This is a genomic window from Methylovorus sp. MM2 (genome assembly GCF_001648895.1).
Classification (GTDB): domain Bacteria; phylum Pseudomonadota; class Gammaproteobacteria; order Burkholderiales; family Methylophilaceae; genus MM1.
Window position 1 is genome coordinate 130,050 of the sequence record NZ_LXUF01000001.1, and the last position, 14,253, is coordinate 144,302.

Annotated in this window: 16 protein-coding genes; 5 read left to right on the forward strand and 11 right to left on the reverse strand. The window is 45.8% G+C overall.

Annotated features, from left to right (window positions below; translation table 11 throughout):
* Positions 1-25: 25 nt before the first annotated feature.
* Both A7981_RS00625 and A7981_RS00630 read right to left on the reverse strand, forming a co-directional pair.
* A complete protein-coding gene (locus A7981_RS00625; RefSeq protein ID WP_067262579.1) occupies positions 26-1,174 on the reverse strand; it encodes a DegT/DnrJ/EryC1/StrS aminotransferase family protein in 1,149 nt (382 codons plus the stop codon).
* Positions 1,171-2,844, reverse strand: a complete 1,674-nt coding sequence (locus A7981_RS00630) for a hypothetical protein (RefSeq protein ID WP_067262582.1) — start codon at positions 2,842-2,844, stop codon at positions 1,171-1,173. The genes A7981_RS00625 and A7981_RS00630 overlap by 4 nt, the downstream gene beginning before the upstream one ends.
* A 344-nt stretch (positions 2,845-3,188) precedes the next feature.
* On the opposite strand from A7981_RS00630, the gene thiS reads away from it, so the two are divergent.
* The 5 genes from thiS to A7981_RS00655 are packed head-to-tail and all read left to right on the forward strand — an operon-like array spanning position 3,189 to position 6,081.
* Positions 3,189-3,395 (forward strand): sulfur carrier protein ThiS, encoded by a 207-nt coding sequence (gene thiS, locus A7981_RS00635; protein WP_067262586.1) that lies wholly within the window; start codon positions 3,189-3,191, stop codon positions 3,393-3,395.
* Positions 3,396-3,400: 5 nt separating this feature from the next.
* On the forward strand, positions 3,401-4,180 hold the full coding sequence (locus A7981_RS00640) for a thiazole synthase (protein ID WP_067262589.1): 780 nt from the start codon (positions 3,401-3,403) through the stop codon (positions 4,178-4,180).
* A gap of 11 nt (positions 4,181-4,191) precedes the next feature.
* Complete coding sequence (gene apaG / locus A7981_RS00645) at positions 4,192-4,575, forward strand: Co2+/Mg2+ efflux protein ApaG (RefSeq protein WP_067262592.1); 384 nt, start codon at positions 4,192-4,194, stop codon at positions 4,573-4,575.
* A gap of 9 nt (positions 4,576-4,584) precedes the next feature.
* Positions 4,585-5,820 (forward strand): murein transglycosylase A, encoded by a 1,236-nt coding sequence (locus A7981_RS00650; protein WP_067262594.1) that lies wholly within the window; start codon positions 4,585-4,587, stop codon positions 5,818-5,820.
* 51 nt (positions 5,821-5,871) lie between these two features.
* A complete protein-coding gene (locus A7981_RS00655; protein ID WP_067262597.1) occupies positions 5,872-6,081 on the forward strand; it encodes an alkylphosphonate utilization protein in 210 nt (69 codons plus the stop codon).
* A gap of 14 nt (positions 6,082-6,095) precedes the next feature.
* Here the strand turns inward: A7981_RS00655 and A7981_RS00660 are convergent, their stop codons facing one another.
* The 9 genes from A7981_RS00660 to A7981_RS00695 form a co-directional block, all read right to left on the reverse strand.
* On the reverse strand, positions 6,096-6,869 hold the full coding sequence (locus tag A7981_RS00660) for a class III extradiol ring-cleavage dioxygenase (RefSeq protein WP_067262600.1): 774 nt from the start codon (positions 6,867-6,869) through the stop codon (positions 6,096-6,098).
* A 177-nt stretch (positions 6,870-7,046) separates the two neighbouring features.
* Positions 7,047-7,469: a DUF6691 family protein gene (locus A7981_RS00665; protein WP_067262602.1), complete on the reverse strand. Its 423-nt coding sequence runs from the start codon at positions 7,467-7,469 to the stop codon at positions 7,047-7,049.
* 3 nt (positions 7,470-7,472) lie between these two features.
* Positions 7,473-7,907, reverse strand: coding sequence for a YeeE/YedE family protein (locus A7981_RS00670; protein WP_067262604.1), 435 nt, complete (start codon positions 7,905-7,907; stop codon positions 7,473-7,475).
* Between the two features lie 27 nt (positions 7,908-7,934).
* Positions 7,935-9,173 carry an OmpP1/FadL family transporter gene (locus A7981_RS00675; RefSeq protein ID WP_067262606.1) on the reverse strand — a complete coding sequence of 413 codons (1,239 nt, stop codon included), beginning with the start codon at positions 9,171-9,173 and terminating at the stop codon, positions 7,935-7,937.
* A gap of 342 nt (positions 9,174-9,515) precedes the next feature.
* A complete protein-coding gene (pqqA, locus tag A7981_RS12365; RefSeq protein WP_013440845.1) occupies positions 9,516-9,587 on the reverse strand; it encodes a pyrroloquinoline quinone precursor peptide PqqA in 72 nt (23 codons plus the stop codon).
* A gap of 349 nt (positions 9,588-9,936) precedes the next feature.
* The gene (locus tag A7981_RS00680; RefSeq protein WP_067262607.1) at positions 9,937-10,080 is read right to left on the reverse strand and encodes an entericidin A/B family lipoprotein; all 144 of its coding nucleotides are present in this window, start codon (positions 10,078-10,080) and stop codon (positions 9,937-9,939) included.
* Between the two features lie 107 nt (positions 10,081-10,187).
* Positions 10,188-11,813 (reverse strand): hypothetical protein, encoded by a 1,626-nt coding sequence (locus tag A7981_RS00685; RefSeq protein WP_082889165.1) that lies wholly within the window; start codon positions 11,811-11,813, stop codon positions 10,188-10,190.
* Positions 11,814-11,841: 28 nt separating this feature from the next.
* The gene (lplT, locus tag A7981_RS00690) at positions 11,842-13,050 is read right to left on the reverse strand and encodes a lysophospholipid transporter LplT (RefSeq protein WP_067262609.1); all 1,209 of its coding nucleotides are present in this window, start codon (positions 13,048-13,050) and stop codon (positions 11,842-11,844) included.
* A gap of 95 nt (positions 13,051-13,145) precedes the next feature.
* Positions 13,146-14,219: an amidohydrolase family protein gene (locus tag A7981_RS00695; protein ID WP_254258458.1), complete on the reverse strand. Its 1,074-nt coding sequence runs from the start codon at positions 14,217-14,219 to the stop codon at positions 13,146-13,148.
* Positions 14,220-14,253 lie beyond the last annotated feature (34 nt).

Below are 14,253 nucleotides of genomic sequence, written 5' to 3' on the forward strand. Positions count from 1 at the left end.
GGTTCCCTAATTAAACTTGATGTGGTTAGTGATTATTTGATACTACCTTATTAACGATATCGGCAATTTGTTGGATTTGTTCAGTCGTTATAAAAACAGAAAACGGCAGGCCGATAAGGTCAGTAGCTATTTTGTCAGCTTCTGTCGTATCCAGATGGATGACCGGGCCGATCTTTTTTGCGTGTTGATGTAATAATGGCTGATACCAGCGTCTTGTGCCAATGCCTTTTTCTGCGCAGATACGTTCAAGGTATTCTCGTTTTGCGCTTGAGCCTACACGTATGCTGAGCGTATTGGGTGCTGCTAATATATCTCCGGATTGCCAAGTGATGGCATTGTTACAAGCATCATCAAGGGTTTGGCGATAATGCGCATAGATCGTTTGGCGTTTTTCCGCTTGTGCATCCCAAGAATCCAGACTCGCCAAGCCAACCGCCGCATGGAACTCTGATAATTTGGCATTGCTGCCAGCATAGGATAGCTGTCCAACAGGAAGATTAGCATCCGGGTTCAAATTGATACCGAAATTACTAAGCTGTGCAATCAGAGCAGTGGTTTTTCCGTCGCCGCAGACAACAAAGCCGCCCTCACCTGCAACAAGGGATTTTGTGGCATGCATACTGAATACGACAGGGATATCCGATGCGGTTACCCACTGGCTGCCGAAAGCGCCTGCGGCATCGATCACGATGCGGATACCTGTGGATTTCTGGAATTCACTCCACGCCACGGTATCTTGTGGTTGACCGAAAGTCGCAACGACCAATGCCGCTTTCGCGTTACTTTCTTTTATCACGTTCTTTGCGATATCTGGGGTCAGTAACCAGCTCGCAGGGTCAATGTCTGTGACGACCGGAATATGCCCGGCGTGGATAACAGCAGTCAATGTTGCAACAAAAGTAAGTGCTGGTACGAGTATGTGTGAACCTTTAGGCAAATCCAGACTGCTCAACGCGAGCTCAAGACCTAAGGTGGCGCTGCTTGTTGTGACGACTTGTAGGGTGTGTGAACTATGCGCTTGAAAGCGTTCTGCAAGGCGGCTCTCCAGCTCTTTCACCAAAGGGCCGAAGTTGGAATAATGCCTTTTTTCATCGATTCGCCCCAAATATGGCCAAAGTGCCTCGCGATCAGGCACTTGTGGCAAAAGTAGAGGAATGGATATTGGTAAGCTCATTTAGCTGATGGTTGCTCTGGCGATAACGTTTTTATTGATTCGACTTCATTACCTATATCGTATCCTGAATGGAGATATTGTGGATTACCCGTGATGAAATTAAACCACATCAGTCGATAGGCATTTTCAAGTTCAATACAGCGGGCTTTGTAACCCATTAAAGCACTTGCCCGCATTCTATCTCTAATGGTTTTTCTATGCATGGCCAAGCTTGCGGGATCATTAAGTAGCAGTAAGGCTATTTTTACATATTCATCTTCATTACTTGCGACTAATAGATGTAATCCTAGCCCTTGTAAAGTGCGGGCACTCGATGCTGAAACGGATTCAGCAGAATCCAGCGCCACGACCGGCAACCCCATCCAAAGTGCGTGTAGAGTTGTTGTTCCGCCAGATATGGGAAATGTATCCAACGCAACATCGGCGATAAATCCACGTTCCATGAATTCGCTTAAGGGAACCGTGGGAGAAATGAAGACCCTGTCCATTGGTAGTCCGAACTGTTCTAACTTTGGTTGCAGCGTGGAGAGAGCATCTTCTTGATTGATTTCCTGCACATGAATCAATAGTCTGGCATCTTCCTGCTGCTCTAGTATGCGTCCCCACAATTGGAGCATCTCATCGGTGATCTTTTTGGAGCTATTCAGGGATACAAGTGTGGGCGCGCCATTCGCCAACATCGGCGGCTCAAGTGCGAGAGGCGATTCAGGTGGTGGTGTATAGCTCGCCATGCATGCCACACGAAATAACTTCTCAACGTAATACTGATCGTTACCTACCGGATCCATACCGTAATCCGTGATACGGTAATCCATCGCTTGCATGCCCAATGTGCCGCCGATGTAACCTAGCCAAGTGACTTGGACAGGTGCTGCCCTACGTGCAAATACGAATAATTTATGGCCTTGCGTATGGCCCGAAAGGTCGATCAGGATATCGATCTTATGTTTGCGGATCAGCGTGAATAGCGCATCATCATTCATGCCAGAAACATCGAACCAATTGGGTACCAGCTTCTTTAATCTATCGGTGACCTTGTCTTTGGCCTTGCTGGTAGAGAAAACGAATACATCCACATTTTCAGGGTCATGGTTGGCAAAGACTGGCTCTAAAAAAAAGGCGATAGAGTGTTCGCGCATATCGCCTGAAACATAACCAACACGCAGTTTGCGCATTGGTGAAAGGTCTATGCTGAATGGTTTGGATTTTGATATCAGCGGGTCGGCAAAACGTTTTCCCCAGTTCTGATAAAGCGCCAGTTTTTCTGTGGGGTCACTATTTGCGATGCTCCTGATATGCGCACGCTCCAAGGCAATCACATAATCATCTGGTCGAATAAGTGCTGCGCGGTCAATGAGGTCACAAGCTTCTGCTTGCCTGCCTAAATAGAAATAGCAGACTGCCATTCCGTAGAGGGTATCTGTCTCGTTCGGGGCTAAAGTACGCACAAATTCAAATGCTTCGGCAGATTGGCGATATTGTCTGGCGCGCATCAAGACATAACCGATTCTTGTCCATACCGTGACTTGTTCTGCAGGCGTGGCATCTGTTCCTAAAGCTGAAAGTGCGGCCGTGAACTTCGTCAATGCCGACCAGTAGTCGCCAGTAGTTTCGGCTTCTAAACCCTGCTGGAATAATTTCTTTGATTGATTTGAAACAGATGTCGACAATATGTTTTCTTTAGCTGATCAGCATGCTTGTAATTTTATTTCACCCTTTAAAATGTTAAAGAGCGCTGATTAAACTCTACCTTTAATCTTTTATAGTCGTTGCATCGATTATAAGGATATTTTGCCATCATATTACTGATTTGCCCGCGCGCTTGCTAGATATGCGTTTAACCAGCTCATAAGAAAGCAAAAGATGCACTGCATGTAGGTTTGCTAATTGGGGGTGAACCTACGTAAAATACGTAAAGTCTCTACTCAGTAGCGTCATCGCTATTTTGAAGCGACTGAATTTTTTGAAATATATCTTTAGGCTCACTTGTTCACGCTCACATGGCAGTACTCAATTGATTCATCTAACTATCAACGGTAATCCACGGCAGTTTGAGGTCGCGCAACTAACGGTTGCGGGGCTTGTCGAAACGCTCGGTTTGATCGGTAAGCGTTTGGCGATAGAGCGCAATGGCGAAATCGTGCCGCGCAGCCTATTTGCAGATACTGCATTATTAGAAGGTGATCAATTGGAAATTGTTGGCGCAGTGGGGGGCGGTTAATTTTTATGCATACACTCGAGATAGCAGGCAAGACTTATAACTCACGTTTGCTGGTGGGCACTGGTAAATACAAAGACTTTACGGAAACTCGCGCGGCAATCGATGCTAGCGGTGCCGAGATCGTCACAGTGGCCATTCGCCGTACTAATATCGGCCAGAATGCAGGCGAGCCGTCGCTTTTAGATTATCTGCCACCGGAAGAATTTACCTATCTGCCCAATACGGCAGGCTGTTATTCCGCTGATGATGCGATTCGTACTTTACGCCTTGCGCGGGAGTTGTTGGATGGGCACACACTGGTAAAGCTTGAAGTATTAGGCGATCAGCAAACCTTGTACCCGAATGTCGTCGAGACCATCAAAGCGGCTGAGGTATTGGTCAAAGAAGGCTTCGATATCATGGTCTATACCTCGGATGACCCCATCATTGCCCGCCAACTTGAAGAGATTGGCTGCTGCGCTGTGATGCCGATGGCATCCTTGATTGGTTCCGGCATGGGGATTCTGAACCCGTGGAATCTGCAGATTATCATTGAGAATGCTAAAGTGCCTGTGCTGGTAGACGCTGGCGTTGGCACAGCTTCTGATGCAGCGATTGCGATGGAGTTAGGCTGTGATGGCGTGCTGATGAATGCAGCAATCGCTGGCGCGCAAAATCCTGTATTGATGGCAACCGCGATGCGAAAAGCAGTGGAAGCTGGTCGCGAAGCATTTTTGGCTGGCCGTATGCCAAAAAAACTATATTCTGCTGCACCAAGTTCTCCGACTACAGGGCTTATTGCCTAAGGCTATCGATGATGAGTAGCGATAAACGTTATGAATTTTCGGTGAGTGTTCAAACGTTATTCATCGCAGAGCAATCCGATATCGAACAGAACCGTTACGTGTTCTCTTATACGATTCGTATCGCAAACACGGGTAATGTATCAGCACAATTGATTAGCCGTCACTGGGTCATCACTGATGCCGGGGATAGCGTGCAAGAAGTACGCGGCCTTGGCGTGATCGGTGCGCAGCCATTACTAAAGCCCGGCGAACACTTTGAATATACAAGTGGCACCGTCATCAAGACTCCTACTGGAAAGATGCATGGCACTTACCAAATGGTGGCTGAAGATGGCAAACAATTCGACACGTCTATCCCGTCATTCACCTTAACTATGCCACGCGTGCTTCACTAAGTTATCTTTATGTATCGCTATATACCCGTTTTACTCGCTTTATTGCTTGCTGCCTGCGGTTCGCAAGAGGTCAAACCGACACCAACTGCTTGTCGTTGCGCAGTTGATGCTGAGCACCCTGCTGTACCAATCCCTGAAGTGCAAAAGCCGCAGCTTGAGCCTAAAACTGCTGAAATAAAGATTCCAGATTATGGCTTGCTACGTCCTGCAAATTGGCAGGATGTGGAGTCCATTCAGCAAGATAATTTAGTGCAAGCTTGGCCTGCATGGATGCAAAGCTGCTCGGCGTTAAAAACTAAACCTGCTTGGCAGAATGTTTGTGAGATCGCAGCAACCATGAATAACCCTGATCCAGTGGCGATTCAGCAATACTTCAAACAGTATTTCAACGTCTATGCTACGACCAATGTTGATAGCACCGATACAGGTATGATCACTGGTTATTATGAGCCTCTGCTCAAAGGTAGCCCTGTGAAGACGGATACCTATAAATACCCTTTGTATAGCAGGCCGGATGACCTCATTACGGTAGAGCTCGCGAGCCTATTCCCCGAGCTTGCCAACAAACGTGTGCGTGGGCGCGTCGTGGGTACTAAGCTGATTCCTTATTACAGCCGTAGCGAGATCGATGCCAATCAATCGCCATTGCAAGGAGCGGAGTTGCTATGGGTCAATGACCCGATCGACCTATTCTTTTTGCAGATACAAGGCTCTGGCCTTGTCGTGCTTGATAATGGTCAACAGATACATGTCGGCTATGCAGATCAGAATGGTCAGTCTTATCAATCGATTGGGCGTGTGTTGATTAACCGTGGCGAATTGAGCGCCGATAAAGCGTCGATGCAAGGCATCAAGAACTGGGCGCGTAATAATGTCGATAAGCTACAGGATCTGCTGAATACTAATCCAAGTTATGTGTTCTTCCGTGAGTTGCCTAAGGGATTGCCAGGGCCACTCGGTGCTTTGGGTGTGCCCATTCTGGCCGAGCGTGCGGTCGCAGTCGACCCTCGCTTTATTCCGCTTGGCGCCCCAATATTCTTGGCGACGACCTATCCTAACAGTAGCAAGCCATTAAATCGCTTGATGATGGCACAAGATACCGGTGGTGCCATCAAGGGCGGGGTTCGTGCAGATTTCTTCTGGGGTGCGGGCAATGAAGCAGGTAAACAGGCTGGTGCCATGAAACAAAAAGGTAAGATTTGGGTGTTCCTACCCAAAGAATTCGTCTTACCCGGCCTTCAATAGCCTAGTCTTCAAAAGTTAGATAAATTAGAAACCACTAAATTAGAAAACACGATGAGCGCAAAAGACAGTAATGGCAATGAATTAAATGAAGGTGACGCCGTTCAAGTGATTAAAGATTTGAAGGTTAAAGGATCATCTATTACTTTAAAGCGCGGCAAGGTCTTCAAAAGCATTCATCTGACAGAGGATGATGAAGAGGTTGAATGCCGTGAGGGTAAGACTACCATCGTACTGAAGACCTGTTTCTTGAAAAAAGTCTGAATCGATTCAGACTTTTAATCCCAAACGTAAGTATCCATCGCCAGAATACCAAACGTGGTTTCTGGCGCATAACGCCTGACATTCTCTCTATCTTTAGCAGCACCCAGCGCTACAAATAAAGGGCTGAGGTGATCCTCATGCGGATGTGCTCTTACGCCACCGGGTGCAAGTGCGCGGTAATTAAGTAAGGCATCAGTATCGTTATGTTCGATCTTGTCGGCGATCCAGTTCGCAAATTGCAGAACGTAATCTAATGAGAGTGCCTCACGGTTCATACTGAAGAAATCACTCAGGTTATGTGTCACAGCCCCTGAACATAAGATCATCACGCCATCATCTTGCAAAGGACTGATTGCCTGCCCTAACTGATAATGTTCTGCAGGGCCAAGATGGCTTTGTATTGATAACTGCGTAACAGGAATATCTGCTTGTGGGTAAAGCAGCATCAATGGCACCCATGCACCATGATCAAGACCGCGATCCAATGAAGTGGTGATAGGAATATTCGCTTGCTCCAACACATCGACCACCTGTTTTGCCAGCCCAGGTGCGCCATTTGCCGGATATTGCATCTTGTACATCTCTGGGGGGAAGCCGCCAAAATCGTGAATTGTTTCTGGTTTCTCTGCAAAACTGACTTGCGCCGCTTTTGTATCCCAATGTGCAGATATGACCAGAATGGATGTTGGTCGCGGTAATGACGTACCTAATTCGCTGAGCATGCGCCCAGTCTCGCCAGGCTCCATTGCCAATGTCGGTGCCCCATGCGAGATAAAAAGAGTCGTCATTTTTTAGTGTGGCAGTGTTTTAAAGAGTGAGTGGTGCTTTAAGGGCGGGAAATAATCTTTTGCTTACTAGCAGTGTAGTTAAAAATGCGATGAAGTGGCAACTGCTTAAGACCCATTAAACATCTTTTAGGCTAGAAAATATTTAGAAGCAACCTATCGATTGGCCTGAGTTGGCAATTATTTAGATAGAAGACGCTTTATTAACAACTCATAAAATACCATGCCCGCAAGCATGGCGATTGAAAACAAGACGGGTGCAACATCACCGATTGCTACACTGACAATCGCTGGACCGGGGCAATATCCAGCAAGCCCCCAACCTATGCCGAATATAATGGCACCGACGATAAGTGGAGCATCTAAATCCCGCTTGGCTGGAATCTCTATGTGTTCACCCAGCGCGGAATGAGGGTTGACCTTTGCTTTGCGAAAAGCGAAATAGGCAATCGAGATCGCACCAATCATAACAAACGCCAGCGATGGATCCCAGTTACCCGCAACGTCAAGAAAACCGATGACTTTTGCCGGATTGGTCATGCCAGAAATGATCAAGCCCAACCCAAAAATAAGACCTGCAATCAATGAAGATAGGTATGCCATGGCTTAAGTTTTAATGAACAGGTGATGGGTCAAGTAAACAACCAATGCTGCACTCAGCATAAAAATAATAGTGGCGGCTATGGAGCGCAGTGAAAGTCTTGATATCCCGCAAATACCATGTCCGCTTGTACATCCAGAACCATAACGAGTGCCAAACCCGACCAGTAAGCCCGCGATGATAATGGTGCTCCACCCGCCTTGGGTAGCAGCAATTGGTAAAGGATGGAATAAAGCATAAATAAGCGGTGCTAAGATTAGTCCGGTAATAAAAGCGAATCGCCAGCCCAGCTCCCGTTTTTTTGCGGATAATGCCTCACCAAGAATGCCACTGATGCCAGCAATCTTGCCATTGATGAGCAATAATATCGAGGTGGCTACGCCGATTAATATTCCGCCAAGCAGTGAGCTCCATGGCGTGAATTCCGACCAATTAATCATTGCTTATCCATCGTCTTGGTTAATCTTTTATAGTACCCAGCTATAGGATACACCAATCGCATCTTGGTACATCTTCAGGTTTGCATTGCCGCCGCCAAAAGCGTTAGGGATTGATTGATCGCCTTTCACGGTATTTTCGAATGCATGGATATAACTGAAAGATAACTCGCTCTTATTTTCAAACTTCCAGCTTCCACCGAATGTAATATGGTCTTCAATAATGCCGGGAGCCAATACATTAAATAAAGTCTGGCTATCTGATATCGGCTGGGTGGAATGATTATATCCAGCGCGCAAAGTCAGCGTATCGTTATAGGCATATATCGCCCCTAATTTATAAACAGTCACATCTTTCCAACCAAATCCCGGGGCATTGCTGGAGCCTAATGGTGAAGTGAGCGCCCCCGGGTTACTGATCGCATCTACGTCACCATATAAAATACGTTGTACATCACCAGCCAATGTGAAACTGGGTGTAACTTTTAAAGCGGCACCAATGCCGTAAGTCGCGGGAATGTCGAAGCTACCGTTATCCGCGAATAATCCCTTATATCGGTCAAATTTTGTTGTATAGGTTTTGGTTTGGTAGGTAGCGCCTAAGGTAATCGCATCGGTTACTTGACCGACCCAACCGATATGTAATCCCGCACCGTAGGAAGAATCCGTGCCTTTATCGGTCACATGATCGGGTGAGGCAGAAAATGCAGGATTATCAAAATTCTGTAAGCCGCGTGCTTTGAATAACTGGTATGCAAGGTTCAGGCTGATACCGATAGATTGTGTGGGTGTTACCTTCCATGAAATCGTCGGTGAAACGAACAGCTGGACTAGATTAACGCCTGCCCGAGTATTACCGAACAAGGGGAATCCATCCTTGTAATCTGTATTCAGCCCACCATTTCCGTAAACACTTATCCCTGCTGCTAGATCTTGGTTGATCTGGTGCTTATAAGCGACCTCGGGAATCACGAAATTCTCGGTATCGTTAGCATCATACGTACCATTCACGGGCGCTAAACTTCCTGTGATCTCAGATTCTCTTTGCGGGCGAAACCACGTTGCACCTACATAGAATTGATCTTCAACCCATGAGATGCCGGCAGGGTTTGTAGCGCCCGCAATCGCATCTTGCGGTAAAGCGATACCTACACCACCCGCAGATTGGGATTTGATACCATAACCGTGCGTGAAATATCCATCGGTTGCATAAGCATTAGTCGCAGAAAATAGTAAGGTCAGTGTTAAGACTTTATAGGTGAACTTCATGGATATCCTCATTACTTAAAGTTTGAGCATCTCAATAAAAAAGGAGGCTAGTGTGGGTACACTAGCCTCCTGAATGCTTGGTGGGCTTTTGCTACTGGAGATGATAATTACATGAGATTAATATAATAAAGTTTATATATAATTCAAAAGAATATTTACTGATATGAATATATGGATTTCACATATTGAATATGTGTGAATACAGCTTAAGATTCGTGATACATATGGCCATAGCCAACGATCTTGCGTTATTGGCTATGACTTCTTGCATCGCGTGCATACAGCAAACAAAAAGGGAGCAATTGCTCCCTTTTTAGTCATACAGTCGTTAATTTTTAAAGATTAACGATTGCAAACGTACATTGTTACTTCAAAGCCGAAACGCATTTCGGTAGCTTCTGGTTTAGTCCACATAATGTTCTCCTAAGTAGTTTTATGTTGTCGTGTTGATGCAAATCTAATTCACATCATCATGAAACACACTTTACTCTTCAGTCAGCTATATCAATCTGCCTAAAGTCATGAAAAACGACTCATGATTTTCATTAGATTAAGTGGTAACTATATATTTAACAGGACTAGACAACCTCACTATATTCAGGACTATTTTATGAACCTGTACAGTCAGGTATATAGTTACCGATTAAGTAGTTTTAGCCATCAAATAAAACAGGTTAATCAATAAAACGGAACTTGAGACTGCATAAATCATGAATTTGATTAGCATGATCGCCTCCATTTTTCTAAGATTCAGCGTTAAGGGCTAATTCTTTTGTGCTTTATCAGCGGAGTTTTCAATTTTCTCACCGCCTGTTTGCACATCCTGACCTACGCCGCGTATGGTATTACAGCCAGAGAGAATCAGCATGACACTTACTAAAAGACCGAATGTGATTTTTGTTAGCATTTTATTTATTCCTATGAGAGTTCGTTGATTGCACTCTATAGGTGCCACTGTGTTTAGTCATCCGGTGTTCAGCTGAATCTTATGTAAGAAAATACTGACGAAAAACGCTAGAAAAACAATCGCTTGATCAACCTGAAAACTAACCAGAATAGCCCTGCCAATAATGCGAAGGAGAGTAATACGGGCAAAGGTATCGGTAATCGGAACGCTTTTTCTGTGGCAAGACCATCCCGCATTTCGTCCGGAAAAGGTCTAGGTTGAGTCGGTATGATTTTCCACTGACTTTTATCTTTAGGTGTTTCTGCCAGATATTGATCAAATGAATAAACAGGTGCAAGGCCATAAGCGCGTTCAGATGGCACTTGAGGAATATGTACGTAAATGATCGCTTCAATATTCTCTACCAGTTTTTGTTCGTATGCCGTCAGTTGACGGGATGATTGGCGCTGCACTAATGATAGTAAGTCGTTACCTATCGCATCAAAGGCTACGGATGGATAAAGTCGAGTCTTTTCTTCAGTCAGATAATCGTAGATATCTCTTCCGGAAGTGATGCTACGCTCTGTGATCGATACGTAAAACCATGCAATAATCGCTTTCAGATAGCCTTCGGGACCTGTCTTGGGTATGTTCCAACCCAATGTGCGGAAAGTATCGATACTGATACCAGCGCAATTGGCCTGCGCATGGTCATAGATAAGATCGTGCCGATAAAAATGCTGATAGACCCGGTTAGAAGCCGCCTGATAAGTCAGTGCTGATTGTTTGTCTTTCATGATGGCTACGATCATGTACGAAGGCCGATAAAGCGACTGGCCGCTATTCAGATCCATCAGATATTTGTCAGCAGGCGTGACGGCGGCAATAATACCTTTTTCACCATATGCGTCCAGGTTGTAGAAGTTATTGACCAACCATTGTGACCAGTTGCCATCGGCCGTATATTGCCCGGTCAGGATAGCGAAATGGCCGCCATGCGCTTCATCGTCATCGCCTTGAGCACCGTTTAACATCGCGCCAATGACGGCTTTATCTGACCAATTGCGTTCTTGTCCGGGTGCACTTTCCCATAGCACACGAGTTGTATAGGGTTTCTGAGCACCACCATGATCCGATTGCACCAATTGTTTGAGAGATTCGCTAGCGGCGAGTGGGTGATAAGGGCTCTCACTGCCAATGTTGTAATCAAGTGGCCAGATAGTCTTCGCGACAAATTGATTGTGAGTGTTTAATTCGCCACGCATGCTTAATGGCCGCTGCGCATAGAAATCCCAGCTTGATTGGTTCAGGTAAGACAAGTTAGTGGGAATCTTGGGAACCACATTGAATGCCATTTCGATACCATCATCACCAATGATGTTTTTGTGGTCTACAGACAATCGCGCAGATGGAATCATTTGCCTGGAGCCCAGCCAGATTGCTGCTGGCAGTGCGGACAAATCATCATTCGTTACCGTTTTGAGCCATGTCGCCACATCTGCTTGTGCACGCTCAGTGGTTGAGTAGCCTGCTATTTTTCGCGCATCATTCGCGATGGCAATTGGCTCTTCCTCAAAATACCAGAGCGCCTGCTTGATTGGTCCACAGTCTTTACAGTTCCCATCTGCAATCTTCAGCGCGCTACTCGGATATAACCCCAAGTAAGGCACGTTTAATGCGTCGACTGCCGCGTTAGATATACTGCTTTGCAAGAGCGTGGCGACGCATGCCGCAACGGCAAAATGTTTATTCATTTGATCGGTTTGCCTTGTTCAGATGATTTTAAGCGCGACGGACTTTTGACCAAGCCAGAGCGCTGATCGCTATAAACACGACTGCCCCAAATGCAACAGCAGATGTCACTACCGGCGTGCCTTGTTTATCCAGCAGGGTATAAAAACCGATCATCAGTAACATACAGATATTCTCAAACAGGTTTTGCACAGCAATCGCATGACCAGCACCTACGCTCTCATGGCCTTTCTCCTGCAGTAATGCGTTTAGAGGAACCACATAGAAACCGCCGCATATGCCAATCGCGATCAACATAAAGATCGCCATATAGAGATTATTAACAAACGCAAATGCCATGATCAAACCACCGATCAGAACTCCTGCTGGCAAGCTGCGATTCACCGATTTCAGGCTTACATATTTAGCGGCGGCAAATGCTCCCAGTGCAATGCCGATAGCTACTGCGCCACTCAGATAAGCGGGTGTACTGAGGTCATGGATATTCAGCGCAACGGGTACCCATGCCACTAACAGAAAGCGTAACGTGCTGCCCGCACCCCAGAATACACTGGTACCAATCAGTGAAAAACGGGCATCGCTATTGCTGAACAAACTACGTACCGCATTGACGAAATCTTTAAGCAGTACCATCGGGGCAAAGTGCGCTAAAGGATGTGCAGGCGTTAAACGGGGGATCAGAAGATTTGCCGCTGCCGCGACAAGATAACAGCCAGTGATTGCGGTCAGTGCGCCAGTTACAGATTGGTCTGCCAGCAAACCGCCAGCCACAGCACCTAGCAGAATGGCAACAATCGTGGAACCTTCCATCATGCTGTTTGCGGTGACCAGTTTATCCTTGCCTACCAGCTCACTCAAAATGCCATACTTGGCAGGTGAATACGCTGCGGCACCTATTCCCACCATGCCGTACGCCAACAAGGGGTGTAACCCTGAAAGCATCGCGCCAGCACCTAAAAATTTAAGTCCATTGGCGATTAACATCACACGACCTTTAGGTAGCGCATCTGCAAAGGGCCCAACAAATGGCGCTAATATGATGAATGCCACCACAAAGAACTCTTGTAGTAGCGGGGTTTGCCACGCAGGCGCCGCTTGTGATTGCAATAGTGCAATTGCTGCAAATAGCAGTGCGTTATCAGCTAATGCTGAAATGAATTGCGCTAGAAGAACCGCGACCATGCCTCTAGAAAGTAGGCTTGTTTCTGATCTAGGAATATGCCCTGTTAGGTTTTGCATCGAATGCTCCCTGAGTTTATTGTTTTCTATAATCTAAATTTATTGTATTAATTTGAAATCAATTACTGTTTGCTTAAATAAAAAGAAATATCACGTTATATTTTCTGAAAAACGGATCTCGTTTCAAAAACCTTACTTGGAAAACTTTTCCCATTCCATTGAATAAGGCGCTTGACTGCAAAGTCGAACATTAGTGGATGATATGAGTGCAACTCTTTCAAAAACGGCAGCGCTGTTTCATCTAACAATCCCATGCTTGCTAGTTTAGTTACGCTAATGAGCGGAAGAATTGCAGGTAATGGATAATCCGAACCATTTGTAAGTCTATCCAACCAATCACTGTTTTCAAGAATGGTTGGGATGGCGGCTGCATGGTTGATCAAAGTTATTGCTGAAATCTCCCCGTACAACAGCTCCTTGTATCTTGGATCATTCATCAGGCGAACGAATAGCTCTAGGCTCCTCACCTTTTTTCCACCATTATCTAAGTCATTGTCATATCCATCAGATGCACAGTGGGCTAATACGACTTGTACGCCAGCATCCAACGCTCGCCTTATTTTTAATGGGTTGCCGTAACTTTGATCACCACCTTGCACTGCACTTTCTGCTCCTGTATGGCTAATGATGGGAATTCTCAAGCGACTTGCTGCTCGATAAAACGCATCACATTTTTCTGATGCAGTGTCTATCCCCATGCCCGATGGTAGCCATTTGATTGCTCGCGCACCTTCGGCATGTGCTTTTTCTAAAGCGTCTACTGCATCAACTCTATAAGGGTGTATTGATGCGACCCATTCAAAATATTGTGAGTATTCTTTAGCGACCTGCGCGGCATATGTATTTGGAATATGAAAGATAGATTGATTACGATCTATATTGCCTTGGCTGTCGTGAAACCAGTCAAAGGCAAACAGCATCGCCTTACACCCGTTAGGCATCTCGGACATTAGAGCCACAAGTCGATCAACATAGCTCTTATCCACTTGTTGGGCATCTACGCAACCACCATGCATGTAAAAAGTCTTTTGTATCTTAAGTATGGGGTGTAACAAACTATCCATGTTGGGATTAAACCAAACTCCGCTGCCACTATCCCCGACACCTATGAGGTGAACATGCCCATCCCATACATTCGCAGGGTTAATACCAGCCCATATTTTTTTCATCAATAGATGATTAGAAAGATGGTCGGGCATGCCG

Bases quoted from the DNA above. Each gene is read 5' to 3' on its own strand.
- A7981_RS00640 (WP_067262589.1), top strand. From the start codon at position 3,401: ATGCATACACTCGAGATAGCAGGCAAGACTTATAACTCACGTTTGCTG.
- A7981_RS00675 (WP_067262606.1), bottom strand. From the start codon at position 9,173: ATGAAGTTCACCTATAAAGTCTTAACACTGACCTTACTATTTTCTGCG.
- A7981_RS00685 (WP_082889165.1), bottom strand. From the start codon at position 11,813: ATGAATAAACATTTTGCCGTTGCGGCATGCGTCGCCACGCTCTTGCAA.
- A7981_RS00655 (WP_067262597.1), top strand. From the start codon at position 5,872: ATGAGCGCAAAAGACAGTAATGGCAATGAATTAAATGAAGGTGACGCC.
- A7981_RS00625 (WP_067262579.1), bottom strand. From the start codon at position 1,174: ATGAGCTTACCAATATCCATTCCTCTACTTTTGCCACAAGTGCCTGAT.
- A7981_RS00680 (WP_067262607.1), bottom strand. From the start codon at position 10,080: ATGCTAACAAAAATCACATTCGGTCTTTTAGTAAGTGTCATGCTGATT.
- A7981_RS00650 (WP_067262594.1), top strand. From the start codon at position 4,585: ATGTATCGCTATATACCCGTTTTACTCGCTTTATTGCTTGCTGCCTGC.
- A7981_RS00660 (WP_067262600.1), bottom strand. From the start codon at position 6,869: ATGACGACTCTTTTTATCTCGCATGGGGCACCGACATTGGCAATGGAG.
- A7981_RS00670 (WP_067262604.1), bottom strand. From the start codon at position 7,907: ATGATTAATTGGTCGGAATTCACGCCATGGAGCTCACTGCTTGGCGGA.
- A7981_RS00665 (WP_067262602.1), bottom strand. From the start codon at position 7,469: ATGGCATACCTATCTTCATTGATTGCAGGTCTTATTTTTGGGTTGGGC.
- A7981_RS00695 (WP_254258458.1), bottom strand. From the start codon at position 14,219: ATGAAAAAAATATGGGCTGGTATTAACCCTGCGAATGTATGGGATGGG.
- apaG (WP_067262592.1), top strand. From the start codon at position 4,192: ATGAGTAGCGATAAACGTTATGAATTTTCGGTGAGTGTTCAAACGTTA.
- lplT (WP_067262609.1), bottom strand. From the start codon at position 13,050: ATGCAAAACCTAACAGGGCATATTCCTAGATCAGAAACAAGCCTACTT.